28 protein-coding genes are annotated in these 24,952 nt (G+C 45.7%); 22 read left to right on the top strand and 6 right to left on the bottom strand.

Annotation, left to right across the window (positions count from 1 at the left end; all coding sequences use genetic code 11):
- Positions 1-8: 8 nt before the first annotated feature.
- The 12 genes from ICV39_RS05850 to ICV39_RS05905 are packed head-to-tail and all read left to right on the top strand — an operon-like array spanning position 9 to position 8,751.
- A complete protein-coding gene (locus tag ICV39_RS05850) occupies positions 9-440 on the top strand; it encodes a type II toxin-antitoxin system RatA family toxin (RefSeq protein WP_215389215.1) in 432 nt (143 codons plus the stop codon).
- Positions 433-783 (top strand): RnfH family protein, encoded by a 351-nt coding sequence (locus tag ICV39_RS05855; protein WP_215389216.1) that lies wholly within the window; start codon positions 433-435, stop codon positions 781-783. Before ICV39_RS05850 ends, ICV39_RS05855 begins: the two co-directional genes overlap by 8 nt.
- A 26-nt stretch (positions 784-809) precedes the next feature.
- Complete coding sequence (gene guaB / locus ICV39_RS05860; RefSeq protein ID WP_215389217.1) at positions 810-2,273, top strand: IMP dehydrogenase; 1,464 nt, start codon at positions 810-812, stop codon at positions 2,271-2,273.
- A gap of 36 nt (positions 2,274-2,309) precedes the next feature.
- The gene (gene guaA / locus ICV39_RS05865; RefSeq protein WP_215389218.1) at positions 2,310-3,917 is read left to right on the top strand and encodes a glutamine-hydrolyzing GMP synthase; all 1,608 of its coding nucleotides are present in this window, start codon (positions 2,310-2,312) and stop codon (positions 3,915-3,917) included.
- A gap of 16 nt (positions 3,918-3,933) precedes the next feature.
- Complete coding sequence (locus ICV39_RS05870; RefSeq protein WP_215389219.1) at positions 3,934-4,731, top strand: ferritin-like domain-containing protein; 798 nt, start codon at positions 3,934-3,936, stop codon at positions 4,729-4,731.
- 27 nt (positions 4,732-4,758) lie between these two features.
- Complete coding sequence (locus ICV39_RS05875) at positions 4,759-4,923, top strand: hypothetical protein (protein ID WP_215389220.1); 165 nt, start codon at positions 4,759-4,761, stop codon at positions 4,921-4,923.
- A 40-nt stretch (positions 4,924-4,963) separates the two neighbouring features.
- Positions 4,964-5,461 (top strand): hypothetical protein, encoded by a 498-nt coding sequence (locus ICV39_RS05880; RefSeq protein ID WP_215389221.1) that lies wholly within the window; start codon positions 4,964-4,966, stop codon positions 5,459-5,461.
- Positions 5,437-6,165, top strand: a complete 729-nt coding sequence (locus ICV39_RS05885) for a hypothetical protein (RefSeq protein ID WP_215389222.1) — start codon at positions 5,437-5,439, stop codon at positions 6,163-6,165. The genes ICV39_RS05880 and ICV39_RS05885 overlap by 25 nt, the downstream gene beginning before the upstream one ends.
- Positions 6,166-6,193: 28 nt before the next feature.
- Positions 6,194-6,847, top strand: a complete 654-nt coding sequence (queE, locus tag ICV39_RS05890; protein ID WP_215389223.1) for a 7-carboxy-7-deazaguanine synthase — start codon at positions 6,194-6,196, stop codon at positions 6,845-6,847.
- A 39-nt stretch (positions 6,848-6,886) separates the two neighbouring features.
- The gene (gene queD, locus ICV39_RS05895; RefSeq protein ID WP_215389224.1) at positions 6,887-7,351 is read left to right on the top strand and encodes a 6-carboxytetrahydropterin synthase QueD; all 465 of its coding nucleotides are present in this window, start codon (positions 6,887-6,889) and stop codon (positions 7,349-7,351) included.
- On the top strand, positions 7,352-7,810 hold the full coding sequence (gene tadA, locus ICV39_RS05900; protein WP_215389225.1) for a tRNA adenosine(34) deaminase TadA: 459 nt from the start codon (positions 7,352-7,354) through the stop codon (positions 7,808-7,810).
- Complete coding sequence (locus ICV39_RS05905; RefSeq protein WP_215389226.1) at positions 7,807-8,751, top strand: LD-carboxypeptidase; 945 nt, start codon at positions 7,807-7,809, stop codon at positions 8,749-8,751. Before tadA ends, ICV39_RS05905 begins: the two co-directional genes overlap by 4 nt.
- Positions 8,752-8,761: 10 nt before the next feature.
- On the opposite strand, the gene ICV39_RS05910 is transcribed toward ICV39_RS05905, so the two are convergent.
- From ICV39_RS05910 to ICV39_RS05930, 5 genes are read right to left on the bottom strand one after another with little or no spacing between them, the layout of a single operon-like run.
- Positions 8,762-9,631: a 23S rRNA (adenine(2030)-N(6))-methyltransferase RlmJ gene (locus tag ICV39_RS05910; RefSeq protein ID WP_215389227.1), complete on the bottom strand. Its 870-nt coding sequence runs from the start codon at positions 9,629-9,631 to the stop codon at positions 8,762-8,764.
- 5 nt (positions 9,632-9,636) lie between these two features.
- A complete protein-coding gene (locus ICV39_RS05915; protein ID WP_251372636.1) occupies positions 9,637-10,527 on the bottom strand; it encodes a phosphatase PAP2 family protein in 891 nt (296 codons plus the stop codon).
- Positions 10,433-11,692, bottom strand: coding sequence for a glycosyltransferase family 9 protein (locus ICV39_RS05920; RefSeq protein ID WP_215389229.1), 1,260 nt, complete (start codon positions 11,690-11,692; stop codon positions 10,433-10,435). Before ICV39_RS05920 ends, ICV39_RS05915 begins: the two co-directional genes overlap by 95 nt.
- Positions 11,693-11,707: 15 nt before the next feature.
- The gene (locus ICV39_RS05925; protein ID WP_215389230.1) at positions 11,708-12,757 is read right to left on the bottom strand and encodes a lysylphosphatidylglycerol synthase transmembrane domain-containing protein; all 1,050 of its coding nucleotides are present in this window, start codon (positions 12,755-12,757) and stop codon (positions 11,708-11,710) included.
- Positions 12,758-12,806: 49 nt separating this feature from the next.
- Complete coding sequence (locus tag ICV39_RS05930) at positions 12,807-14,303, bottom strand: glycosyltransferase family 39 protein (RefSeq protein ID WP_215389231.1); 1,497 nt, start codon at positions 14,301-14,303, stop codon at positions 12,807-12,809.
- Between the two features lie 47 nt (positions 14,304-14,350).
- Between ICV39_RS05930 and ICV39_RS05935 the strand changes: the two genes are divergently transcribed.
- Positions 14,351-15,148 carry a DUF3047 domain-containing protein gene (locus tag ICV39_RS05935; protein WP_215389232.1) on the top strand — a complete coding sequence of 266 codons (798 nt, stop codon included), beginning with the start codon at positions 14,351-14,353 and terminating at the stop codon, positions 15,146-15,148.
- Positions 15,149-15,166: 18 nt separating this feature from the next.
- On the opposite strand, the gene ICV39_RS05940 is transcribed toward ICV39_RS05935, so the two are convergent.
- Positions 15,167-17,443, bottom strand: a complete 2,277-nt coding sequence (locus ICV39_RS05940) for a cation-translocating P-type ATPase (RefSeq protein WP_215389233.1) — start codon at positions 17,441-17,443, stop codon at positions 15,167-15,169.
- 50 nt (positions 17,444-17,493) lie between these two features.
- Between ICV39_RS05940 and ICV39_RS05945 the strand changes: the two genes are divergently transcribed.
- The 9 genes from ICV39_RS05945 to ICV39_RS05985 all read left to right on the top strand — a co-directional run bounded on the left by ICV39_RS05945 (position 17,494) and on the right by ICV39_RS05985 (position 24,895).
- On the top strand, positions 17,494-17,688 hold the full coding sequence (locus tag ICV39_RS05945; protein ID WP_215389234.1) for a heavy-metal-associated domain-containing protein: 195 nt from the start codon (positions 17,494-17,496) through the stop codon (positions 17,686-17,688).
- Between the two features lie 67 nt (positions 17,689-17,755).
- Positions 17,756-18,403, top strand: a complete 648-nt coding sequence (locus ICV39_RS05950) for a DUF47 domain-containing protein (RefSeq protein WP_173956107.1) — start codon at positions 17,756-17,758, stop codon at positions 18,401-18,403.
- An 80-nt stretch (positions 18,404-18,483) separates the two neighbouring features.
- Positions 18,484-19,425 (top strand): anion permease, encoded by a 942-nt coding sequence (locus ICV39_RS05955; RefSeq protein ID WP_371816573.1) that lies wholly within the window; start codon positions 18,484-18,486, stop codon positions 19,423-19,425.
- Between the two features lie 132 nt (positions 19,426-19,557).
- The gene (apbC, locus tag ICV39_RS05960; RefSeq protein WP_215389236.1) at positions 19,558-20,646 is read left to right on the top strand and encodes an iron-sulfur cluster carrier protein ApbC; all 1,089 of its coding nucleotides are present in this window, start codon (positions 19,558-19,560) and stop codon (positions 20,644-20,646) included.
- A 31-nt stretch (positions 20,647-20,677) separates the two neighbouring features.
- The gene (locus ICV39_RS05965; protein ID WP_251372637.1) at positions 20,678-21,196 is read left to right on the top strand and encodes a DUF3305 domain-containing protein; all 519 of its coding nucleotides are present in this window, start codon (positions 20,678-20,680) and stop codon (positions 21,194-21,196) included.
- Entirely contained in the window at positions 21,193-21,810 is a 618-nt protein-coding gene (locus ICV39_RS05970; RefSeq protein ID WP_215389238.1) for a DUF3306 domain-containing protein, read from the top strand. Before ICV39_RS05965 ends, ICV39_RS05970 begins: the two co-directional genes overlap by 4 nt.
- Positions 21,811-21,820: 10 nt before the next feature.
- The gene (locus ICV39_RS05975) at positions 21,821-23,911 is read left to right on the top strand and encodes a 4Fe-4S binding protein (protein ID WP_215389239.1); all 2,091 of its coding nucleotides are present in this window, start codon (positions 21,821-21,823) and stop codon (positions 23,909-23,911) included.
- Positions 23,908-24,558 carry a molecular chaperone gene (locus tag ICV39_RS05980; RefSeq protein ID WP_215389240.1) on the top strand — a complete coding sequence of 217 codons (651 nt, stop codon included), beginning with the start codon at positions 23,908-23,910 and terminating at the stop codon, positions 24,556-24,558. The genes ICV39_RS05975 and ICV39_RS05980 overlap by 4 nt, the downstream gene beginning before the upstream one ends.
- 115 nt (positions 24,559-24,673) lie before the next feature.
- The gene (locus ICV39_RS05985) at positions 24,674-24,895 is read left to right on the top strand and encodes a hypothetical protein (RefSeq protein ID WP_215389241.1); all 222 of its coding nucleotides are present in this window, start codon (positions 24,674-24,676) and stop codon (positions 24,893-24,895) included.
- Positions 24,896-24,952: the final 57 nt, after the last annotated feature.

A 24,952-nucleotide genomic window follows, 5' to 3' on the forward strand; every position in this document is an offset into this window, starting at 1 on the left:
CAACGATTATGGCAGACGTCTATAAGACCGTTTTAATTGGCCAATCAGCCGACCGAATGTATGGTTTGGTGACTGATGTAGCGCGATATCCTGAATTCCTGCCCTGGTGCGGCGGAGTAGAAATCTTTGAGCAGACCGAAACTGTGTTGGATGCCAAAATCAACATCAGCTTTAAGGGCATTAATCAGTTTTTTCATACTCGAAATGTGAATCACCGCCCTGAAACCATCGATATGGTCTTTGTGGATGGGCCATTCAAGCATTTCTCAGGTCAATGGAATTTCATCCCTCTGCGTGAGGATGCTTGCAAAGTTGAGTTTAAGTTGCATTGGGAGTTCAAAAGCGTCATTCTGGACAAAATTATTGGGCCGGTATTTGGGCATATTGCTGGAACTTTTGTGGATTGCTTTGTGAAGCGCGCTGAAGAGCTTTATGGCTGATCAAATGCTCAATATTTGGCTTTGTGATGCAAGAGGGGGTGAGCCCACGCTCAAGCCATTCGAGCTGGTCATTGAGTCGGGCCAGAGTCCGACGGTGGGACTTGCCTTGGTAAAGGCTGGATTCGCATTGAACCAAGAGGATCCGGCAATCTCCAGAAAGGGCTGTTTTGGAGTTTTCGGGAAACGCAAGGACTGGGATAGCCCTATTTACGAAGGCGACCGCCTAGAGCTTTATCCCCCCTTGTTGATTGACCCCAAGGCGGTACGCCGCAAGAAGGCGAACCAGAACCAGGACGCCAAATTCCAGGCTGCGGCAGCCAAAAGGAGGGCTAGGAGGCTATAATCTGTTTTTGCGACTAGGGGTTTTGCATGCGACTCATTCAAAAAGCACTCACTTTTGACGATGTGCTCCTCGTACCGGCCTACTCATCGGTACTCCCTCGAGATGCCAGTTTGGCTAGTAAATTAACTCGGGATATTTCACTTAACACGCCATTAGTATCCGCTGCGATGGATACTGTCACAGAAGGTCGTTTGGCCATTGCCATGGCTAGTGAGGGTGGAATCGGTATTGTTCATAAAAACTTGAAGCCTGCCGAGCAAGCTCGTGAAGTGGCAAAAGTTAAGCGTTATGAGTCCGGTGTTCTGCGTGATCCCATCACCATCAGTCCGGATGTGACAGTGCGCCAAGTGATTCAACTATCACGTGAACATGGATTTTCCGGATTTCCAGTTTTAGTTGGCAAAGAAGTTGTTGGCATCATCACCAATCGTGATTTGCGCTTTGAAGAAGATTTGGATGCGCCAGTAAAAAACAAGATGACTCCACGTGAGCGTTTGGTAACGGTAAAAGAGGGTGCCTCATTAGAAGAAGCAAAACGTTTGATGAGTCAGCATCGCTTAGAGCGCGTTCTTGTTGTGAATGACAAGTTTGAGTTGCGCGGCCTCATTACTGTAAAAGATATTCTGAAGGCAACCGAACACCCTAATGCCTGTAAAGACAGTGAAGGCAAGCTCCGTGTGGGCGCGGCGGTTGGAGTGGGCCCGGATAATGATGAGCGTATTGAATTATTAGTGCGCGCTGGCGTGGACGTCATTGTTGTAGATACTGCTCATGGCCATAGTCAAGGTGTCCTCGATCGTGTGAAATGGGTGAAGAAGAACTATCCTCAAGTACAAGTTATCGGTGGCAATATCGCTACTGGTGATGCCGCAAAAGCATTGGCTGATCATGGTGCTGATGGTGTGAAGGTGGGTATTGGCCCAGGCTCAATTTGCACTACTCGTATCGTGGCGGGTGTAGGTGTTCCTCAAATTTCCGCAATCGTGAATGTGGCTACCGCTCTTAAAGGCACAGGTATTCCACTGATTGCAGACGGTGGTATTCGTTACTCTGGCGATGTTGCAAAAGCACTAGCTGCTGGCGCAAGCGCTGTCATGATGGGTGGCATGTTTGCAGGTACTGAAGAAGCTCCAGGAGAAGTGTTCCTGTATCAAGGCCGCTCTTACAAGAGTTATCGCGGTATGGGGTCTTTGGGTGCGATGGCCGATGGTTCAGCCGACCGTTATTTCCAAAGTGATATTGTTGCGAATGCTGAGAAGCTCGTGCCTGAAGGTATTGAAGGCCAAGTTCCCTATAAAGGTAGCGTGCTTGCCATCTTGCATCAATTGACGGGTGGTATTCGTTCTTCCATGGGTTATCTGGGTTGCAAGACAATTGCTGAACTGCATGAAAAAGCCAATTTTGTGGAAATTACATCGGCGGGTGTGCGTGAGTCGCATGTGCATGATGTGAAGATCACTAAGGAAGCGCCTAACTACCATATTGATTAAAAATAAATAAACGCTGACTTAAAGAGTGATTGTTTCGTGCACGACAAAATACTGATTCTCGACTTTGGTTCACAAGTAACTCAATTAATTGCAAGACGTGTGCGGGATGGGCGGGTGTATTCAGAGATACACCCCTATGATTGCGATCCAGAATTTATCCGCAAATTTATTCAAGAGCAGGGCGGCAAGGGAATCATTCTCTCTGGTGGTCCAAGCTCAGTTACAGAGGCTGGCAGTCCACGAGCTCCGCAAATTGTGTTTGAACTCGGCGTTCCTGTATTGGGCATCTGCTATGGCATGCAAACTATGGCAACTCAATTGGGTGGCGCAGTTGCCTCAGCGGAGTCACTTGGAAAGGCTCGCGAATTCGGATATTCAGAAGTACGTGCTCACGGTCACACCAATTTGCTCAAAGGCATTCAAGATTTTTCTACCAGTGAAGGCCATGGCATTCTGAAGGTATGGATGAGCCACGGCGACTCAGTAACTAAACTGCCCCCTGAGTTTGCTTTAATGGCTTCGACGGATTCTTGCCCAATCGCAGGCATGGCAGATGAGAAGCGTCGCTTCTATGCGTTCCAGTTTCATCCAGAGGTAACGCATACCATTCAGGGTACAGCAATACTTGATCGCTTTGTGCATCAAATCTGCGACTGTAAGCCAGATTGGGTAATGGGCGACTACATCGCGGAGGCAGTGGAACATATTCGCAAACAAGTTGGCGATGAAGAAGTTATTTTGGGTTTATCCGGCGGTGTGGACTCGAGCGTTGCAGCTGCATTGATTCACCGCGCTATTGGTGACCAGCTGACTTGTGTATTTGTTGATCACGGTCTACTTCGCCTAAATGAAGGCGATATGGTGATGGAGATGTTTGCGCGCAATCTGGGTGTCAAGGTGATCCGCGTTGATGCAAAAGATACCTTTATGTCTAAGCTCGCTGGTGTATCTGATCCAGAGGCTAAGCGAAAAATCATTGGCAAAGAGTTTGTGGAAATTTTTCAGGCTGAGTCTGGAAAGATTAAGAACGCCAAGTGGTTGGCGCAGGGCACTATCTATCCAGATGTGATTGAATCTGCTGGTAAAGGTAAAAAAGGTGCTCATACTATTAAGAGTCACCACAATGTTGGTGGCTTGCCTGAAGATATGCATCTGAAGTTGCTTGAGCCATTGCGCGAACTCTTTAAGGATGAGGTGCGTGAACTTGGCGTGGCTTTAGGACTTCCTCGTGAGATGGTGTATCGTCATCCATTCCCTGGCCCAGGCCTTGGTGTTCGCATCTTGGGTGAAGTGAAGGCTGAGTTTGCAAGTCTGTTGCAGAGAGCGGATGCGATTTTTATTGAAGAGTTACGCAATACTATTGATGAAGCCACTCAAAAATCTTGGTATGACCTAACGAGTCAGGCATTTGCGGTATTTTTGCCGGTGAAGTCTGTTGGCGTGATGGGTGATGGTAGAACTTATGAGTATGTTGTTGCTCTACGTGCGGTACAGACACAAGACTTTATGACTGCGCACTGGGCGCATTTACCGCATGATCTGCTTGGTAAAGTTTCTAATCGCATCATCAATGAAGTGCGCGGCATCAACCGTGTGGTGTATGACATTAGCGGAAAACCTCCTGCCACGATCGAGTGGGAATAAACATCGTTTTTTTGAGATGACTGAGTTGCGCCAAACTGCCCTTGAAATTTTGGCAATGACAGACCCACAGATCAAGGTCGGTCGTATATTTCAGTTGTTTGATGGCTATCAACAACAAGATCTGAAGATTGATAGTGCTGCAATCTATGATTACTCCAATCTTCGGCTCCCTGGTCGACCACAAAAACCAGAGTTAGTTCCCCCTTTAGATGTTCCCAAAAGAAAGATGGACACCGTTGAGGGCAGAGCATCTCTACTGCACTCATTGGCGCATATCGAATTTAATGCCATCAATCTTGCCTTAGATGCCATCTGGCGCTTCCCAGATATGCCGGAGCAGTATTACGCAGACTGGTTAAAGGTTGCCAAAGAAGAGGCTTATCACTTCACTCTCATTAATGAATATCTTCAAGCTATTGGATATTCCTATGGAGACTTTCAAGCCCACAACAGTCTGTGGGAGATGGTTGAGAGAACGCAGGATTCGGTAATTGCCAGAATGGCCTTGGTGCCCCGGACAATGGAAGCGAGAGGCCTCGATGCCGTGCCGATGATTCGTGATCGATTCAAACAAATTAAAGATGCGCGCGCTGTTGAGATTCTCGATATTATTCTGCGCGATGAAATTGGGCATGTATCTATTGGAAATTATTGGTTTAATTATTTATGTGATAAGGCAGGGCTATCTCCAATTTCAATTTATCGAGACTTAGCAAGGCAATACCGTGCCCCAAAATTGAGAGGTCCATTCAATCTAGATGCTCGTAAGCAAGCGGGGTTTACGGTTGAAGAATTAGGTTTGCTTGGGTTATAGTCAATTTAGAAGATCTATGGAGGAAATTTGAATTTATCTCGTCGTGTTTTCATCACTTCAGCAGCTGTGGCCCCTGTAGCTTGTGGTGTGCCATTGGGCTATGAGCGTGGCACACCTGTAGCTCAACCAAATCCAATACCTTCAGTTCGCCCCCCCAAAAGTAGGGCAAGAGTGGACTTATATCAAGCGTGATGTATTTGATGGCAAAAATCTAGGTTTGGTAACCGAGCGAGTGGCTAGTGTAGGCTCAACCATTGTGATTGAGCGCACCGATGAGAGTGGCGGAAGATTAGCCAACGAAGTGCAGGGTCCTTGGGGCATGGTTTTGACTGATCCACAGTGGCCTAAAGTAGTGAGCTTTAATCCTGCTATTCCATTGTGGCCTCAAGAGTTAAGCGCTACTTGGAATAAGCAATTCGTTGCTAAATATAAATTAGCAGGATATTCAGATTCTGCTTATAACTGGCAGGAATACATGAGTGCCCATGGCTGGGAGCAAATTACTGTTCCCGCAGGCACTTTCTTAACCTTGCGTTATCAAAGCTTAGTGAACTACGAAAGTAATGATGACAATAAAGTGAATTGCATTCGCAGAGAAACGGTTTGGTTCGCCCCAAGTATTGGTCGCTGGGTTGCGCGTGAGTCTTCTGGTTCATACATGATTCAAGGTCAGCTCGGAACTCCTAATTTAGAAGATAGCCTGCAGTGGCAATTAACTTCTTACAAGTGATCTCTTGGAGGGCGTTTTTATCTATCGCTCTATTAATATTATTGGCGGGGTGTATTTCTTCACAGCCTTTTCCTGAGGGACAGGCGCTACCGCAACCGATTCCTGTGCCAGTAGTCAGGACTCCGAAGATTGGTCAAGAGTGGGTATACCAAGTACGAAATGTTTTTAATCAAGAGATTGTCGACACTGTTACCGAGAAAGTGGTTTCTGTTGGTGATGTGATTCGGATTCAACGTGTCGGCGTCAAGGCAGGCCTGCTGCCAGATGAAATTCAGTCGCCTTGGGGATTTGTTTTGCAAGATCCCCATTGGAGTCCGCCGCAGAAATTTCAGCAGCCAATTCCTTTTTGGCCAACACAAATGCAATCTGGTTGGAACGCATTTTATAAATCGCGTTATGAAGTGTTATCAAATCCAGGAAATAATTTTTACTGGGGCCTAAACATGATGGCATTAGGCTGGGAGCAAACGGCTTCCCCAGCAGGTCATTTTGCTACCCTTCATTACCATAATGAAATCCCGTATTTTGAGAGTAATGATTTATTTAGGGTGATGAATATCCGTGAAGAGGATGTGTGGTTCTCCCCAGAAATCGGTCGCTGGGTCATACGCAGGGGGTCTGGGCGCTACATTACTCCTGGAGTCTTCTGGTCAAATGCTTATTGGGAAGACTATTGGCAGTGGGAGTTAGTCTCCTGGAAGTAGGCAATACGCTTAAAATGAGCGTATTGCTATGTATACCGTAAAAGAACTATTCCCCACACTTCAAGGTGAAGGCGCCCATGCTGGTCGCGCAGCAGTTTTCTGCCGCTTCGCTGGTTGTAATTTATGGAGTGGTCGCGAAGAGGATCGCGCTAGTGCCATTTGCCAATTTTGCGATACCGATTTTGTGGGAAGCGATGGTATTGGTGGCGGTAAATTTAATACTGCGCAAGATCTCGCCGCTGCGATTGAGGGGTCTTGGAAAAGCACTTCGGCCGGCCCTCAGCAACGATATGTTGTATTTACTGGTGGTGAACCATTACTGCAACTGGATAAAGATCTCATTTTCGCACTTCATCAAAAAGGTTTTGAGGTGGCTATTGAAACAAATGGCACTATTAAAGTTCCCAAGGGTGTGGATTGGGTGTGTGTCAGTCCGAAGGCGGGATCTGATTTGGTTGTGCTCCAAGCAAATGAATTGAAATTAGTAGTGCCGCAAGCTGGTCATGACGCCCTTGAAAAATTGATGTCTCGATTTGAGAAGATGGATTACCGTAATCGCTTCTTGCAGCCAATGGATGGACCAGAGCTAAAAATCAACACTGAGTTAGCTGTTGCTTTATGCCAAAAGCGTCCATTGTGGAGGCTAAGCATTCAATCGCATAAACTGATTGGAATTCGATAAATAGGGCGTTTACTACGGCCAAGCTTTTAATAAACCTGAATGACTAAAAAACCATCCAATATTTCTATTACACGCCGCCTAGAATTTGATTCGGGTCACCGTATCCCCAATCACGATGGCCAATGCCGACATTTGCATGGTCATCGATATGCCATTGAGGTAACCCTCACTGGCGAAGTGGCGGATCACCCCGGTAAGGCAGACGATGGAATGGTGTTAGATTTCGGGGATATTAAGCGCCTTGCAAACCAGTACGTGGTAGAGCCTTGGGATCATGCATTCCTAGTGGCAAAAGAAGATGAAAAATTAGTGGCGTTTTTGTCGAGCCTACCAAATCACAAAACTGTAATCATGGAACATGTGCCTACAGTAGAAAACTTAGCAAATGCTGCTTTTGCAATCTTGCAACCAGTATTCAATAAAGCCTTTGATGGTCGACTTGAACTCTCCGCAGTTCGCCTCTATGAAACGCCCAATTGTTGGGCGGATGTCCATCACCAATAAATGACTCAAGCCGAACTTGATCATCAATTTATGCAGCAAGCTATCGAGCAAGCGCAGTTAGCTGCTCTACAGGGAGAGGTTCCTGTGGGTGCGGTTTTAGTGCGAGATGGTCAGGTTATTTCTAAGGCATTCAATCAGCCCATTACGCATCATGATCCGAGTGCTCATGCGGAAATGTTAGCGCTTAGAGCTGCCGCCAAGACCGAAGAAAACTATCGTCTGCCAGGCAGCACCCTTTATGTCACTCTGGAACCGTGCACGATGTGCGCTGGAGCGATGCTTCATGCGCGAATAGATCGTGTTGTGTATGGGGCGCCTGATCCAAAGACAGGAGCCGCTGGAAGCGTTTTAGATGTATTCTCATCAAAACAAATCAATCATCAGACATCAGTCGAGGGTGGGGTTATGGGTGAAGAGTGCGGTCAGTTACTACGCAGCTTCTTTAAGGAGCGCAGGTGAAGTCCATTTATCTGATTGCCCCCTCTGGCGCCAATATCGAACCTAAAAGTCCCGAGGCAGGCATTGCCTACCTTCAAAGCCAAGGGATTGAAATTGCCAATGCCCAGTGTGCGCATCGCGTTCAAGAGCGCTTTGCTGGTAGTGACGCTGAGCGTTTAAATGAGTTGAATGGTTTAGCAAAAGTTGACCCAAAAAATCTGGTGATGGCAATGCGGGGTGGATATGGCATTCATCGCTTACTACCCGACATTGATTGGAATGCTATTGCGAATGCTGTCAAAGGCGGATTGCAAATCTGTGGACATAGTGATTTCACGGTTTTTGAACTTGCGTTGCTGGCGAAGACTGGCGCAGTCACTTTGTCTGGGCCTATGCTGAATTACGACTTTGGCCGTTTTGATGAGAGTGGCCAGAATCTTTCTCCAGATGCATTTATGTGGAAGCATTTCTTATTAGCCGCACAAGATCGTAAGCTCGATTGTCAAATTCAAGCGCCACAATCTTTCTTGGGTGAGACAACTGACAGTTCGATCTCGGGATTACTTTGGGGCGGTAACTTAACAGTGATTGCTAGTCTTGTTGGAACGCCTTATCTGCCATCTTTAACGCAAACGAAGGGTGGCATTCTATTTTTAGAGGATGTGAACGAACACCCATACCGATTGGAAAGAATGTTAATGCAGCTTTTAGATGCCGGCATTCTACAAAATCAGTCTGCAATATTATTAGGCGGTTTTTCTTCTTATCGTTTGTACGATAACGATAAGGGTTATAACCTTGAGCGCGCTATCGAAACTATTCGCAAGCGTTTGCCAGTACAAATTCCAATTCTGACGGACTTACCATTTGGGCATCAGGCTGATAAGCTCACTCTTCCGGTTGGCGCAAAAGCGACCCTAGAGTACAGTCCAGCCGGATTTAGTATTAAAGCTAATTGGTAAGCGAGCCTTTTTAGGCCTCAAAACTCTTCAATATTAGTTTTGCACCACTATCCAATCCAAGTGCCTTAACTAACACCGGCATTACTTCAGCTAGATGTTTCTCTAGCGTCCAAGGTGGGTTAATAATAAACATGCCACTAGCTTGCAAACGACGCTCTCCTGGGGCATTTTCCACTCTTAACTCTGCATGTAGCCAAGATCGTTTATTGGAGTTTGCAATTCGCTTCATGCGTTCAGGCAGTTCGGCGGATTCTCTTCTAGATATGACTGGATACCAAATTGCATAGCAACCCGTTGCAAAACGACGTAAGGCTTCCTCAATTGCGATCTCTAGATTGCGATAATCTTGTTTATCCTCGTATGAAGGATCAATGAGCACAAGACCGCGCCTACTTGGGGGCGGCAGTAGACCTTTTAGCCTGCTAAAACTATCTTCGGCATAAATATCTATTTGTTTGGCTTGTTTGAGCAGTGCAATATTTTGACGAAGAATATCAATCTCTTTGGGGTGTAGTTCAAATAGCTTGAGGCGATCTTGCGTCCGTAAGAGGCGCGCCAGAATAAATGGTGATCCTGGATAGGCCTTAATCTCACCTGGTGCGTTTTCTGCATAAACACAATCAAGATACTGCTGAATGCCCTCAGGAATTGGGTTGCCGGCCTCAACGAAATCCTTTAGGCGAAATATTCCGCCTTCAGCCTCTTTGCTAACAGCCGCAAAGCCATCTTCAAGACTATAAATTCCGGCGCCAGCATGGGTGTCAACGATAGTTAATGCGCCAGGCTTTTCTTGTAAATACTGCACTAACTGAATGAGGGTAATGTGCTTCAGAATGTCAGCATGACTGCCCGCATGAAAAGCGTGTCGATAGCTAAACATGAGAATTATTTCGCTTTCTCTTGAGTCTTGTCTGTCTGTGCCTTGATAAAAAATATCAGGGTAATGACAACAATCGCAATAGAAGTGTATTGCAGTGGAAGATTTAACTCGAGGTCCATTACCTGGGTGTAATGAGCATAAATCGAAACGAGACCCCCAATCGCAATAAAGCGACTCCAGATTGATTGTGGTTTGAGCTGTGAGTCAGGGATATGAGTCGCCAGTTGGGCGCCAAGCATGCCGCACCACATACCAACTCCTGCACCTGCCAAGACATCAGTTAACCAGTGAGCCCCTACAGCATTACGAGATAAGCCTATAAGACTGGCAATAAGAAATAGGACCAACAGGTGAGCACGTTTGTTCTTGGTGCAAGAAAAATACAAAGCGCTAGCAATAGCAAAAGCAGTCAGCGTATGACCTGATGGGAATGCTTTGTAGAGTAGGGGCTCGCCAATGCGGTAGAAGCTACCTTCTTCCAATAAGCTTGCTGGCCTAGGTAAATCAAAAATATTTTTGAGTGCGGTACTCGCTATTGCTGAGATGCCGCCACCTAAAATTCCAGCGCTAAATAACCGTGGTGCCAACAAAAGCAATGGAAATGAGAGTGCGAATATTCCCCAGCCATTACCTAAGAATGTGAGCCAAGCCCACAAAGTGTCCGGCAGTAGTTGGGTAAAGCGGTTGATAAATAAAAAGCTAGTACTTTGGAGTTCTCCAAAATAAATTGCTGCGGCAAGACTTAATGGCGCGAGCGGGATAAACCAAGCTAGCGTAGAAATCGCTTTCTTGCTCATTTGGCTAGCGGCCTTTAGCCTTATCCGCTTCTTGTAGTTGAATGCTAACTTTTTCCAATACTTGAGCAACGCTAATTGCTTGCATACAAACATTGTCATGACAAGGTGTCTTGCGGTGGTTCGCTGCGCTCACGCATGGAGAGCAAGCAAGGTTTGCGGTAATTGCAATAGAGTTGCCAACTGAACCATACAACGCAGGAGTTTCAGGGCCAAACAGCACTACGGTTCTCAGTGGTGTTACTGCAGAAAAGTGCCCTGGTCCAGAGTCGTTGGTGACCATCACATCTGAAAGCGTATAAAGCGGAGGTAGCTCAGCAAAACTCACTTGGCCGGCGAAATTCAGAGCATTCTTAACGTTAGCGACGAAGCGCACCTTATCAACGTATACAAATTCAGCCGGCGAACCTGTGATCAAAATCAGATCATCGGGATAGCGTTGGTTAACCGCTTGAATCAGTTCAGAAAAGCGCTGTTGCGACCAACGACGTTGAGGCAAAAGATCGCTCGCATTTGGGTTAATCAAAATAATGCGATTTTTTCCATAGGTAAACGGGATGCCGGCTTCAGCAGCTTTCTTTTCAATACGAGAAAGTACTTTTTTCAAAACATCGGGGTTAATAACCGCTTGCTCAAGCTTTACTGCCTCATCAGAAATATGAACCTTGCTAAATGGCACTTCAATCTCTTTGGCAAATGCAGCATGAATCAGGGATAGAAAGTTCTTGGTAATGTGAATGTGTGGGTTGTAATGAACCTTGCGTGTCAACATGAAGCCGCGCCACAAACCTTCCCCATGAAAGATGTGATAACCAACGCGCTTACGTGCGCCGCATAGACCTGTAAGAAGAGCGGTGAAGCGTGAGAATAGCTCCAAGTCAATGACAGTATCAATGCGGTGATAGCGAGCTACAAACAAAAACCGCAATGTATCTTTGATGAGGCCGCCTAAACTAGAAGAATCAATGGTGAAGATATTTTCCGGTTTCACGGTATTGAGTAAGGTGAGGCTTGCGCGATTACTTTTAAAAATCAAGAAGAAAATCTCCGCACCTCTTGCTTGGGCGTTTCGCATGGCGGGGTCTACCAGAATCGCGCTACCCATTTCGGATAGTTCAATAAAGAGTAGTTTTTTTGGCACCTCAGGCCCGCGGCTAAATATATTTTTGATGCGATCCATCAATGCCACAAGGGGGCTAACAATTGCGCAAAGGGGTACGCCAACCCAATGATCAATTGCCCGCATAGTGTTGACGCTAATAGCCATAGTTTTGCTCTGAGATTATTTTCGTTTTAGTAAAAAATATGCGCCTGGTAAAACAGATATCACAGTAAGTGCGCCGTAACTAATTGAGGCGAGCACCGTTAGTGATGGACTAACTCCCCAGAGTGCTAAGACGGAAGATAGGGTTGCCTCACGTAGACCCCATCCTGAAATACTAATTGGTAGCATTAATAAAAGACTTAATGCAGGTAGCCCAATCATTAGGCTCGAAATTGGCGCTTCTGCACCATAAGCTCTTAAGCAAAAACCAAAAGCCAGAATAATAAATCCGTGGATTGCAATCGCAAAAATGGCTTGTGCAATATTCATGGGCCATGAGAATGCAAGACTTATGCCTGGCATTGCATTGCCCATATTCAAGCGAGTTAGTAATTTCTGCAATAGCTCGGTAGTAGGTTTCCAGGCGAGAACAGATGCGATTGCTAGCCCAGCCAACACCATGACAGCGACAACTGCATAGCCTAGATCTTGCCCCCAAGTAGCAAGAGTTGCGCCACCCAATATAAGCCCAAGACCACCAAGTAAATTATTGCCAGCTAAACCTAGAAGACGATCAACAAGCACCATCGCAAAACTCAAACGTAGTTTTGGTGTTGCATGCTCCAAATCAACCGAGTGATGTAACTCTTCATCCAACTCTTTCTTTTCATTAAGGTTGCCAGTGCTATTAAGATGTGTGGCAGTAATTGCGCGATAGCTATCCCCACCGAGAGTGCTTGGTAGACCTTGATTAATTAAGCCGCCAGCAAAATATAGAGCGACATATTTAAATAGACTTCCTTGAAATCCCACGCTGCGCATAAGATAGCCCCAGCGCAGGCCACCACAAATAAATGCACAGCAAATCGCAATGATTGCGGCAACTAGCCAGATGGGCTGCATCTTGATTTCTGAATCAAGCAGGGTGTGCCAATCAATCCCGCTGGTTGCCTTCCAAAGCAGGGCAATCGATAGAAGAATTCGAATCGTTGGCCAAGCACGTTTCAGAATGGATTTCCACCCAGCAGCAACTTTAGGATTTGGGGTGGATGTGACTTGTGAACGCATAGGCGTAAGGATAATGCTTTGGGCGCCTAAGGTCTTGAATTTTGACGATCTACCTTGCTAATTCAGATCCCTGCCAGTTGCTACACAGGCTGAAGTCAAATTTGGACAAAATTTGTCCAAAACGCCTAATTTCTAGGCTGTCTAAGGGCTCGCAACGCTCAAAAGAGTCCTTGTTACCCACTGGCGGCGCAAATGACATGCCAGACCAGTTAATGAGAAGAATATTTGTCCCTTGAGGTGGCTTACCAAACCAGAGATCAAATTGGTCTTGCCGTTGATCCAATACAAATACTGGAGTCGGTTTGGCATACCAAGCGGCCCTGCTACCCAGTGTCCAATTTTGCACAGCTATGCCATTCGCTTTACTTGCTCTTGTGAGTTCTGCCGCTTTTTGCCCCGCTAATTTCCAGCCATACAGGTCTGCAATGGGATTGGATTTAATTATTGCTGAATTAATTCCGCCTGATAGTACGTAAGTAAATCCAATAGCGCAAAGGGCTAGTTGAGAAACAAAGAGAATTTGAATTAGGCGACGATGTTGGGTAGACCAGGCTTTTGCTAAACCAATACCTGCAAATGGAGCAAGACAAAACCATGCGGGAGATGTCCAGTGGGGCAGCCCACCTCCACCAGCAAGCGTTGCAAAGATTGCAAATGGGATTGCAAAAAATCCTAGTAAAGCCCAGATAGAAAGTTTGGCGCCATGAATGCAATATTTAATAAACAAATATGCGCCAAGTGCGAGCAGTGGTCCATAAACCAAGACCTGAATACCGATATAGGCCGCCAGTCTTCGCCATAGCCATGTACTACCTGCGCCATGAGCAATTTGATATTTAAATGAAATCCAATCATTCACCCAATTCCAATATAAGACAGGGCTAATGCAGAGCAGTGCAATGATGGCAGCCAGCCAAAATCCTGCTGTATTGATCCAAGCTTTTCTAGGGCTACTCAAAAATACGAGCAAGAGTGCAAAAGCGCTAAAAACAGCTGTGTATTTACTGAGACCTGAGAGACCTAATAAGGTGCCGGTAAAAATCCAATCGCGGGTGCTAAAGCGATCCTGGTTGAGCCAGCGAAGTGCCATCAACATCAGTCCAAGACTTAGAGGTGCAAGCAAAGTATCCGGCAATAGGCCGACCGCAAGTACGTGGGGAATCGGTGCAGCAACAATGGCGAGCACAGCCATCAGTCCACAAGTATTTTGAGAGGGCAGCGTACTGGTTAAGTAGCCAGCATTTCTGCCTTGAATTAAATGATGTATTTCTAGTGTGACTTGATAAACCAAATAGCAGGAAAGTATCCAAAGAAATTCTGGAATAAGGCGGATGATTCCCTCGGAAGAGGTAATGGCAACCAGTGGCCACTGAATCCAGCCGACTAGCGGTGGATGATCAAAGTAGCTCCAAGCAAGATGCTGTGCGTACAAGGCGTAGTGAGCCTCATCAACCGAAAATTCAATTGCAAAGCCCAAAACAAAGTGCACCAATGCCGCAATGCAAATGCTAATTACGGCCCAGCTTGATGGTGAGTATTGGCGCATACGACAATTTTAGTCTCACTTGAGCAAAACTTTGGGACAATTCCCATATGCGCAAACTCGCCACATTCCTCGCGATGATCCTGATAGCCCTCGTGCTGTCAGGATGCGCTGGCTTTGATGGGGGCTCCGTTCAGGATGAGGCTGGGCAAGCGTTTCATGTTGATCAGATTCCCGCTCAGGAAGAGTTGCCAAAGTTCTCGGCTGATCCAACAAAGGAAGGTGTGCCGCAGGGTTGGAGTTTTTATCGTATTGCTCCTTATAAAAAGAATACCGTCTATCGTTTAGAAAATTACCAAGGTAAAACCGTCTTAAGCGCAAACTCAAAAACATCTGCATCAGGATTAGCAGTTAAGTTGAAGCCGAAGAAGGTGAATAACTTGTGGTTACAGTGGGAGTGGAAGGCGCTCAGTGCTATGCCTGAAGCTGATAATAGCGAGGGTTATCATGATGATGCACCCTTAAGAATCCTAGTTGCGTTTGATGGCAATAAATCTAAATTGTCATTAAAAGAAAAAATGAATTTTGAGATGGCCAATTTAATCAGCGGTCAAGAAATGCCGTATGCCACTCTGATGTATATCTGGTCTGGTAAATCACCTGTTGATTCCGTTATTACCAATGCCCATACCTCGCGTATCAAAATGATTGTGGTGGATTCAGGCTGGGATAATTTGGGTCAGTGGCACAAGCATCAGCGCGATTTATCTGCTGACTACAAGCTTGCTTATGGTGAAGCTCCGGGGGATGTGATTGGTATTGCTTTGCTAACTGATACGGATAACACCAAATCTGAAACTCGTGCTTTCTATGGCGATATCGAGCTTGTTCGCAAGCCCGCAAAATAATCCTGAGTACTTGCCTATTTAGTGATGCATAGGGTGCCAACGTTTTAGTAAAAGCGCATTACTAAGTACGCAAAAACTAGAGAGCGCCATTGCACTACCCGCAAGCATTGGCGATAAGAATCCAAGTGCCGCCAGAGGAATGCCTGTGGCGTTAAATGCAAAAGCCCAAAAGAGATTTTGTTGAATCTTCTTCCAAGTTCTTTTAGAGATATCAATCGCATCCGCTACCAAGCTGGGGTCTCCGTGCATAAGGGTGATGCCCGCCGCCTGCATTGCTACATCTGTGCCTGTGGACATGGCCATACCAACGTCCGCAGTTGCTAATGCTGGCGCATCGTTAACGCCATCACCCACCATGGCAACATATTGTCTAGATTGGTCTTTTCCCGAGGATTGCAATTGACGAATAATTTCCGCCTTATTGCTTGGTAGTACTTGTCCAAAGACTTCATCAATACCAATTGAGTCGCCAACTCGTTTTACGGCCGCTGAATTATCACCAGATAGCATCACAGTGCGAATGTGTAACTGATGCAATGCAGATATTGCATTTTTTGCTGAGCTCTTGAGTTCATCGCCAAAACCGATGATGGCAAGAGGTAATGATGGAGATTCTGTATTCATTAATACAGATACGGTTTGCCCCTGCTTGAGGCAGTGCTGTGCCTTAGACAAAATTTCTGAATAGAGAGGATTCAGTTCAAGTGAGGCAATGCTTTGAAGCGATAGCTTTTGATTTGCCCACGGCCCTGTGCTTGGTACTCCACTGATACCAACTCCAGGCAAAGCCTTGCTTTGAGATGGGGGGGAGGGATTAGTGCCTGCGAGTTTGGCGGCAGCTATTAGTGCTTTTGCTAACGGGTGCTCACTACCCATTTGCAAACCTGCGGCAGTTGCTAGAAGGGAATTCTTGTCCTTGGCGCTGGTCAGATCAATGAACTCCAGTACTTGTGGTTTACCAATAGTGAGAGTACCCGTCTTATCAAAGGCGACAATATTTAAGCGATGCGCTAACTCAAGAACCTGAGGGTCTTTGATGAGGATACCAAAGCGTGCAGCAACCCCCGTTCCCGCCATGATGGCCGCTGGTGTGGCTAGACCAAGTGCGCAAGGACAGGCAATCACGAGGACAGATACAGAGCGCAAGATGGCAATAGAAATTGAATCTAGATAAATCCAGTTCATTAAACCGGTTAGTAATGCAATGATGACAACGCTTGGAACAAAAATAGCGCTAACTCGGTCAACCAATTTCTGAATAGGCGCTTTTTGTGTTTGCGCATCTTCTACTAAGGTGATGATTTTTGACAAGATGCTTTCAATACCAACTGCTTTGGCGTCAATGATGAGGACGCCTTCACCATTCAGCGACCCACCAATTACTTTTGCACCAAGTGATTTTTTAACAGGGTCGCTTTCACCGGTTAAAAGAGATTCATCGATATGACTATTGCCCAATAGAATCAAGCCATCCACCGGAATACGCTCACCTGGCAATACAAGGATGTGATCGCCTGGAAAAACTTGGTCTAGAGGTAGTTCGCGATATTGATCAAAGGCAATTCCTTCTTCGATTTCAATATTTGGGTTGAGAACTTTTGCATTCTCAGGCCATAGTTTTTGAAGGGCGCGAATCGCTTCACTAGTTTGTCGCTTTGCTCTCGCCTCCAACCATTTACCAAGCAGGACCATGCAAATAATGACTGTGGAACCCTCAAAGTAGAGCTCATGGTTGGCATGTGGTGATGCAAGCATTTGATAAACACTCAAACCATATGCGGCACTGGTTCCAAGCGCAACTAATAAATCCATATTTCCAGCGCCAGCTAAAACAGATTTAAAGCCGGCTTTATAGAAGCGCCAACCTAAAATAAATTGCACGGGAGTTGCCAACAAAATTTGCCATTTCGCAGTAAGCGCCCAGTGGATACCAAATGGCATGAAAAACATAGGCAAGAAGAGGGGGGCAGACAAGGCAAAGCTCAACAGCACTCGACCCAAGCCATCCGAGCCCCAAAATGCATGGGTGGGGTTAGGATCAAGATTGCCATATGGCGAACTGATCTTTGCCCCATAGCCTGTTTTTTGCACCAAATTGATGATTTCCTCGGCTGAGGTGGTAGAGCCGGGCTCAAGACGGATTTTTGCTTGTTCTGTGGCGAGATTGACGCTGGCAGCCTCTACCCCAGGGATTCGATCTAGCACCTTCTCAACCCTTGCCACGCATGAGGCACAGGTCATTCCATCAATATCTAGGGTAAAAATCGAGGAATTTGTGTCTTTTTGCGGGCTCATATGGAAGATAATCTACCCCATAGCAAGCGAATTTACTTAAAAAGGTCGATATGTTGAGTCTAAAAGTGTCCGGAATGACTTGTGGTGGCTGTATTAATGCCGTGACTCGAGCTGTGCAGGCTGAAGATTCTGGGGCTAAAGTGCAAGTCGATTTAGCAGCCCAGACCGTGACTCTCGAAACTACCCTTTCTCCCGAAAAAGCCGCTCAGCTTATAACAGATGCTGGCTTTCCGGTTGTTCAATAAGCTTTTGTTTAGAATGACGCCAAACCTAACAAAACCCGTAGTTTTTGTTCCCAAAGGATCGTGATTTATGTTCTTCAGTAAGTTAATGCCTCACGATGGTAATTTCTTCGAATTGTTTAATGAGCACGCTGGAAACATCGTTGCCGCATCCGAATCTTTCTTGAAGTTTGTTGAGCATTACAACGACGAAGCTTTGCGCGCAAAGTACACGCAAGAAGTTGATAAGGCGGAACATGCCTGCGATGATGTTGTTAAAGAAGTGCATCGCCGCTTGCACAAAACATTTATTACTCCAATCGATCGCGATCAAATTTTTTCGCTCATCAACACGATGGATGATGTGGCGGACTTATTACAAAACGGCACAGAAGCGATGCATCTTTACGATGTGAAGCAAATGACGCCAGAGATGTTGCAGATGGCTGAGTTATGCAATCAGTGCTGCATCAGCATGAAGAACGCTGTGGGTACCTTAAAAGATATTTCTGATCCCGAGGTTGCCAAGGCAGCCTTGAAGACTTGCGATGAGATTGATCACCTTGAGTCTGGCGCCGATCGCCTTCTATCTACTGCTATTACAAGGTTATTCCGTGAGGATATCGAGGTGCGTGAGCTTATTAAATGCCAACGTATTTATGAATTGCTCGAGGAAGTAACCGATAAATGTGAAGACGTTGCCAACTTGGTTGAAGGCATTGTTCTTGAAAACTCTTAAGGCGTATTAAGTTGCCAGCGACAGAAGTAGCTTTTTGGGTTGTAGCGCTTTTAGTGATACTTGCGCTTGGTTTCGACTTCATGAATGGGTTTCATGATGCAGCGAACTCTATTGCAACTGTTGTGTCTACTGGCGTTCTAAAGCCGCAGCAAGCCGTGGTCTTTGCGGCTTTCTTTAATTTCTTAGCAATCTTTATTTTTCATCTCAGCGTTGCAGCAACTGTTGGTAAGGGTATTGTTCATCCCTCAGGAATTGATTTGCATGTGATCTTTGGTGCATTAGTGGGTGCTATTGTTTGGAATGTGGTGACTTGGTTTTACGGAATTCCATCTAGCTCTTCCCATGCCTTAATTGGTGGTTTGGTTGGAGCCGCACTCCCGAAGGTCGGTCTTGCTGGCTTGGTATGGGGCGGCATCTTTAAAACGGTCGCCTTTATTTTTATATCCCCACTAGTCGGTTTTTTGCTGGGCTCATTGATGATGCTACTGGTGTCTTGGGTTTGTCGACACGTCACATTATCGAAAACTGATCGTTGGTTTAGACGATTGCAGTTACTATCTGCTGGCGCCTACAGTCTTGGGCATGGTGGAAACGATTCACAAAAAACCATCGGCATCATTTGGTTGTTATTAATCATTACCGGCTATACCGATGCCTCTGCCAGCATGCCCCCAACTTGGACCATTATTGCTTGCTACATTGCCATCGCTATGGGCACGATGTTCGGTGGTTGGCGCATTGTTAAAACCATGGGGCAAAAACTCACAAAACTCAAACCGGTCGGTGGCTTTTGTGCTGAAACAGGCGGTGCAATTACGCTTTTTGCCGCTACCGCTTTGGGCGTTCCTGTTTCAACTACCCACACAATCACTGGGGCTATTGTGGGCGTGGGGTCTACGCAAAGAGCTAGCGCAGTACGTTGGGGTGTTGCCGGAAACATTGTATGGGCATGGATTTTCACGATTCCAGCGACTGCCTTGATGTCTATGGTTGTGTATTACATCAGCCTAACCATTTTTTAATTTAGCTTCACCAGATTACACCATCTCATTTCAAGCAAATTTTTGCTGGTGCGGTTAATCTTCTTCTTATTCATTCAATATTTTTGTAACGTCCTGAGTTATTACGGGGCTTACTCGCGATAGGAGAAAGTAGTGTCAGTTACTGTTGAAGCGGTTCAGAGTACTTTAAAAAGCGTAGTCGATCCCAATACGAATATCGATTTTGTTACCGCTAAAAATATTAAAAATCTCAAAGTAGAAGATGGCGATATTTCTTTGGATATTGTTTTAGGCTATCCAGCAAAAAGTCAGTTTGATTCAATTAGAAAAGCTGCGATTAATTCTTTACGTAATTTACCGGGTGTCAAAAACGTTAGCGTGAATGTCACAAGCCAAATCGTTGCGCATGCTGTGCAACGCGGCGTTAAGTTGCTTCCTGGGGTTAAAAATATTATTGCCGTTGCAAGTGGTAAAGGTGGTGTTGGTAAGTCAACTACCGCTGTTAATCTGGCGCTAGCTCTAGCGGCCGAGGGGGCTCAGGTCGGAATTTTGGATGCTGATATTTATGGACCAAGTCAGCCGATGATGTTGGGCATTACTGGTAGACCGGATTCTCTTGAGGAAAATACGATTGAGCCGATGGAAGGCCATGGTTTGCAAGCAAGCTCAATTGGTTTTTTGATTGATGATGATGCGCCGATGGTATGGCGTGGACCAATGGTGACCTCAGCATTGGAGCAGTTGTTGCGCCAAACGCGTTGGCGTGACTTAGACTACTTAGTAGTGGACATGCCACCAGGCACTGGCGATATTCAATTAACTCTTTCTCAAAAAGTACCTGTAACAGGTTCAGTGATTGTGACTACACCTCAAGATATTGCCTTGCTTGATGCACGTAAAGGCCTCAAGATGTTTGAAAAGGTTGGTGTGCCTATAGTTGGCATTATCGAGAATATGAGTACTTATGTTTGTCCTAGTTGCGGTCATGAGGAGCATGTGTTTGGCACTGGTGGCGGCGAAAAAATGTGCAAAGACTACGGTGTTGAGTTCTTGGGGGCTTTGCCTTTAAATCTATCCATTCGTGAGCAAGCTGATGCGGGTAGACCTACCGTGGTTGCCGATCCTGATGGAGCTATTAGTGCGATATATAAGAATATTGCTAGACGAGTTGCTATAAGAGTCGCTGGACTATCAAAGGATATGAGCAGTAAGTTCCCTAACATAGTGGTTCAAAATACTTAAGAGCTAAATTTTTATGCGCTTCGCGGTACTCATGCGTAAACAAAAAATAGATAACCCATGGGTTTCGCATCGATGGGTTCCTCAAGAGGTTTTCCCTGATTTTGGTCAGTTCGAAAGTAAATCACCCAATTCAATCACGGGAAAATTTCATGAGCGTGATGCGGATGGTGAAACTTGGTTGTTTACCGGCTTTGAATTAGACCTTTTTCAGGATGAGTCAGAAGGTTACTACCTCAATACTTCAGCTACTACGCCATGTTGGTTTGTGATGTGGCGTCTAGAGGAAGACATTGATCGTTATATTGATGTGCAGTCTCTTCCATTGGCTAGGGCTGACGTATCAATTGCTGTACCCCACCGTATTTGCGTCAGTTATAACGAAGCGGCTCGCCTACTAGATGGCGGGGAGTCCGTTGATACAGTGCCGATGAGTCAAGAACATGCTGCATGGTTACAAGAGTATGTCGATGAGCATTACCGACCAGAGCCCAAAAAACGTCACAAGCCCGCTTCATTCAAAGGTGCTGAGCGTCCTGCGGAGGAGAGATGACCGAAGGCTTCTTTAGTCGCTGGTCGCGTCGCAAGTCTGGCAAAGAAAAAGAGGTCGATTCGCCTGAAGAGCTGGTTGAGCCGGCTTCCGCAAAACCAGTCTCTGATGGCGGCGCATTAGACAAGACAAGAGAAGAAATTCAAACACCGCCTCCGGTAACACTTGAGGATGTCGAAAAAATCGATCGATTTGCACCAGATTTTTCTGCCTTTATGAAACCAGGTGTTGATCCTGCTGTACAACAAGCAGCTTTAAAGAAAATGTTTACAGACCCGCACTTCAATGCGATGGATGGTTTGGATATTTATATCGATGACTATTCCAAACCTGATCCACTGCCGCAGGGTATGTTAGAGCGTATGGTTCAAAGCGATATGTTGAATCTATTCCGCAAGAAGTCAGAGGTGGCATCAGAGGCGATTGCTGAAAAGGAGGTCGGCTCTAAGTCGGCCGAATCTTTACCTAACCCTGACAATCATGCTTTAGCGGCAGAAACTCAAACTGATTTAACATCCTCACATATCCGGGGTTCTGATGAGTCGATAAATGAGTCTATCAACGAGGCGACAAATTTAAGTAAGCTCTCATCAGAGTTAGAGCAGAAAAAAACCTAGAAAGTTGTTCATGGGTCAAAAATTCGTATGTAATTGCAATGGCACTATGCCTTTAGACGCTAAGGCGTTAGGCGTGACCATGCACAACTCTTTATGCAGGCAAGAGGTGGGTTCTTTCTTGAAGGGCTTGGATAACCCTGAATCTATAGTGGTTGCCTGTACGCAAGAAGCATCTTTATTTAGCGAGCTGGCAAATCAAGCTGAAAAGCCATTAATTGCCCCATTAAAGTTTGTGAATATTCGAGAGGTCGCTGGTTGGACGCAAGAAGCAAAAACATCAGGGCCAAAGATTGCAGCTCTTCTTGCCTTAAGTGAGATGCCAGAAGCAGAGGCTGTGCCGGTAGTAAATTACGAAAGCCAGGGCAGATTATTAATTTTGGGTCCTGGCGCCCAAGCGATACCTTGGGCACAAAAGCTTCAAACCTCTTTAGATGTTTCTGTTCTCTGCACTGAGCCAGGTGAATTGCCACTTGCGCGTGATTACCCTATATACAGCGGTGTAGTTAGCAAGCTAGATGGCTATCTTGGTAAATTTACTGTGACTTGGGAGGCGAAAAATCCCATTGATTTAGAGATGTGTACTCGCTGCGGGGCATGTCTTGAAGCCTGTCCAGAAAATGCAATTGATCTTTCATTTCAAATTGATTTAAACAAATGTAAAACGCACCGCTCATGTGTAACTGCTTGCGCAAGTATTGGGGCAATTTCGTTTGATCGAGAGGAGCGTGAACGTACTTCTGAATTCGATCTAGTTCTAGATTTGCGCCAAAATCCTGCAATGCGCATGAGTCAAACACCTCAAGGCTATTTTGCGCCTGGTAGCGACCCCTTAGAGCAGGCATTGATCATGTATCAATTGCTTGAGATGGTGGGTGAGTTTGAAAAGCCTAAATATTTTGCATACAACGATAAGCTTTGTGCGCACGGCCGAAATGGTAAGGTTGGTTGTAGTGCCTGTATCGATGTTTGTTCTACGGGGGCAATCGGCTCTCTATTTAAGAATGGTCAAGGAACCGTCGAAGTCAATCCCAATCTTTGTATGGGTTGTGGTGCTTGCTCCGCAGTTTGCCCGTCTGGGGCTATGCGCTACAACTATCCAAGTGTGTCGCATCAAGGAAAAGAATTAAAAACTATCGCTAGCGTATTTAATGCAGAGGCTGCAAAACATAATTTGGATCTCGCTCCAAGTTTATTGCTGCATAACTTCAAGGCGGGCACCCAAATGATTGATGGTCTTGGCCGATCAGCTCATATTTTGCCAAAACAGTTTGAGGGTCTCCCTGCTTTTCTAGTTCCATATGGGATTGAGCATATTGCATCGACCGGTCTGGAGTTATGGCTTGGGACCTTGTCATATGGTTTCGCCGAAGTAATCCTATTGTTAAGTGGAGATGAAGATCCCGCTTATCGGGATGCGCTAATCAATCAAGTGAAGTTGGCTAATTCCATCCTGAATGCTTATGGATTTGAGGATCGTATTCAATTGTTAATGGCTGAATCGCAAGCAGACTTGAGTTCACTTTCTAAGTCAATGGGTAATCTGCGCCAACGCGGTAGCTTAAAGCCCATTTGTACGCCAGCGAGCTTTGGTTTATCAAATCAAAAGCGGGAAACTTTAGAGGCGGTTTTAGAGCATTTGCAAAAGCAAGCAAAGACTCGATTGCCTGAAGCGGGTGCACCTCTTCCTAAAAATTCTTTATTGGGTGGATTAAAGATTAATCGTGATGCATGTACCTTGTGCATGTCATGTGTTGGTAGCTGTCCAGAGGGCGCGCTTCTCGACAATGTCGATGAGCCCATTCTGTCCTTTATTGAAAAGCAATGCGTCCAATGTGGCATCTGTGTGCAAACATGCCCTGAAAATGCATTAGGCTTGGATCCGCGTTTGCAAAGTGTTGAACAACGAAAGCAGAAACAAACGCTAAATGAGACCCAGGCTTTCCATTGCATCAGCTGTGGGAAGCCGTTTGGAACTGCAAAAATGGTGGATCTCATGTTGGCCAAATTAGGTGCGCATAGCGCCTTCAGTGGCGCGGCTATGGATCGTTTAAAAATGTGCGGCGATTGCCGGGTAGTAGATATGGTGAAGAAAGAGTTATGACAGATCGGGGCGCCCACAAGATAGATAAGCCGTTAACTGCTGAAGTTGGTGATGTAGGTTTGCCAGAAGACTTGGCGCGTGCCGATCTATATGGATTAATTGCTCGTTTTTTTCATCTTCCACCTGACCAAAATTTTTTAGATCAAATTGCTGCAACAGGTGACCAGCAAGATGGCTCCAATGATGCTCCATTGGCTAGAGCATGGTTGGATCTGGTTGAGGTTGCAAAAAATAATCCCGCCAAAGCTTGGCATGATGAATTTGATTTGAACTTCATTAGCGTTGGCAAGCCAAACATTGTTTTAAATGGGTCGTTTTATATGGCTGGCCACCTCAATGAAAGGCCGCTGGTTAATATTCGTAAGGCACTTGAAGGGTTTGGGCTTGAGGCTGCCGAAGAGGTTACCGAAACCGAAGATCATATTTCCTCCTTATGCGAGGTGATGCGCTATCTGATTGCAGGGGATGATGTGGAAATATCAAACCTTACAAATCAAAGGGTTTTTTTCAATGAGCATATTCGCCCTTGGTATGGAGAATTATGCGATGCAATCCAAGACCTTCCCGAAATGCATCTTTACCATCCCGTTGCCGTTCTTGCTAGGGAGTTCCTAGATATTGAAGGCCAAAGTTTTGACATGATTTAATGTTGCGCCGCAATATAGGGGAATCCATATAGAGGTTTCGTTACATTGATATGTCAAAAGTGCAATAAGTGATTAAACTTGACTCTAGTCAAGAAAAATTACTAAGGAGCATGCCATGAGCGCTAAAAACAAAGTTGCCTCAAGCGAAAAACCAAAGACCTCACGTCGAATGTTCTTTATTGGTGCAGGCGCTGCAGTAGGTACTGTTGCCGTCGCCTCTCAAACATCTGTCGGTAAAGCAATTACCAAAGAAATCGCTGGCGTCACAAAGGGTTCGGAGGAGACAAAAACCATGACTGAACATATGCGCAAATATTACACAAGCACCATGATTTAAAAGATTGACACATTTACCAAGCTTACTGTTCTCATAAATAGATAAAAAATTTCTCAG

It is taken from the genome of Polynucleobacter sp. MWH-UH25E, from assembly GCF_018687095.1.
Taxonomy (GTDB): Bacteria; Pseudomonadota; Gammaproteobacteria; order Burkholderiales; family Burkholderiaceae; genus Polynucleobacter.

What these genes read in the sequence shown, in the direction of transcription:
- ICV39_RS05850 (WP_215389215.1), top strand. Translation starts at nt 9, where the DNA reads ATGGCAGACGTCTATAAGACCGTTTTAATTGGCCAATCAGCCGACCGA.
- ICV39_RS05855 (WP_215389216.1), top strand. Translation starts at nt 433, where the DNA reads ATGGCTGATCAAATGCTCAATATTTGGCTTTGTGATGCAAGAGGGGGT.
- guaB (WP_215389217.1), top strand. Translation starts at nt 810, where the DNA reads ATGCGACTCATTCAAAAAGCACTCACTTTTGACGATGTGCTCCTCGTA.
- ICV39_RS05870 (WP_215389219.1), top strand. Translation starts at nt 3,934, where the DNA reads ATGACTGAGTTGCGCCAAACTGCCCTTGAAATTTTGGCAATGACAGAC.
- queE (WP_215389223.1), top strand. Translation starts at nt 6,194, where the DNA reads ATGTATACCGTAAAAGAACTATTCCCCACACTTCAAGGTGAAGGCGCC.
- queD (WP_215389224.1), top strand. Translation starts at nt 6,887, where the DNA reads ATGACTAAAAAACCATCCAATATTTCTATTACACGCCGCCTAGAATTT.
- tadA (WP_215389225.1), top strand. Translation starts at nt 7,352, where the DNA reads ATGACTCAAGCCGAACTTGATCATCAATTTATGCAGCAAGCTATCGAG.
- ICV39_RS05910 (WP_215389227.1), bottom strand. Translation starts at nt 9,631, where the DNA reads ATGTTTAGCTATCGACACGCTTTTCATGCGGGCAGTCATGCTGACATT.
- ICV39_RS05915 (WP_251372636.1), bottom strand. Translation starts at nt 10,527, where the DNA reads ATGACAATGTTTGTATGCAAGCAATTAGCGTTGCTCAAGTATTGGAAA.
- ICV39_RS05920 (WP_215389229.1), bottom strand. Translation starts at nt 11,692, where the DNA reads ATGGCTATTAGCGTCAACACTATGCGGGCAATTGATCATTGGGTTGGC.
- ICV39_RS05925 (WP_215389230.1), bottom strand. Translation starts at nt 12,757, where the DNA reads ATGCGTTCACAAGTCACATCCACCCCAAATCCTAAAGTTGCTGCTGGG.
- ICV39_RS05930 (WP_215389231.1), bottom strand. Translation starts at nt 14,303, where the DNA reads ATGCGCCAATACTCACCATCAAGCTGGGCCGTAATTAGCATTTGCATT.
- ICV39_RS05935 (WP_215389232.1), top strand. Translation starts at nt 14,351, where the DNA reads ATGCGCAAACTCGCCACATTCCTCGCGATGATCCTGATAGCCCTCGTG.
- ICV39_RS05940 (WP_215389233.1), bottom strand. Translation starts at nt 17,443, where the DNA reads ATGAGCCCGCAAAAAGACACAAATTCCTCGATTTTTACCCTAGATATT.
- ICV39_RS05945 (WP_215389234.1), top strand. Translation starts at nt 17,494, where the DNA reads ATGTTGAGTCTAAAAGTGTCCGGAATGACTTGTGGTGGCTGTATTAAT.
- ICV39_RS05950 (WP_173956107.1), top strand. Translation starts at nt 17,756, where the DNA reads ATGTTCTTCAGTAAGTTAATGCCTCACGATGGTAATTTCTTCGAATTG.
- ICV39_RS05955 (WP_371816573.1), top strand. Translation starts at nt 18,484, where the DNA reads ATGAATGGGTTTCATGATGCAGCGAACTCTATTGCAACTGTTGTGTCT.
- ICV39_RS05965 (WP_251372637.1), top strand. Translation starts at nt 20,678, where the DNA reads ATGCGTAAACAAAAAATAGATAACCCATGGGTTTCGCATCGATGGGTT.
- ICV39_RS05970 (WP_215389238.1), top strand. Translation starts at nt 21,193, where the DNA reads ATGACCGAAGGCTTCTTTAGTCGCTGGTCGCGTCGCAAGTCTGGCAAA.
- ICV39_RS05975 (WP_215389239.1), top strand. Translation starts at nt 21,821, where the DNA reads ATGGGTCAAAAATTCGTATGTAATTGCAATGGCACTATGCCTTTAGAC.
- ICV39_RS05980 (WP_215389240.1), top strand. Translation starts at nt 23,908, where the DNA reads ATGACAGATCGGGGCGCCCACAAGATAGATAAGCCGTTAACTGCTGAA.
- ICV39_RS05985 (WP_215389241.1), top strand. Translation starts at nt 24,674, where the DNA reads ATGAGCGCTAAAAACAAAGTTGCCTCAAGCGAAAAACCAAAGACCTCA.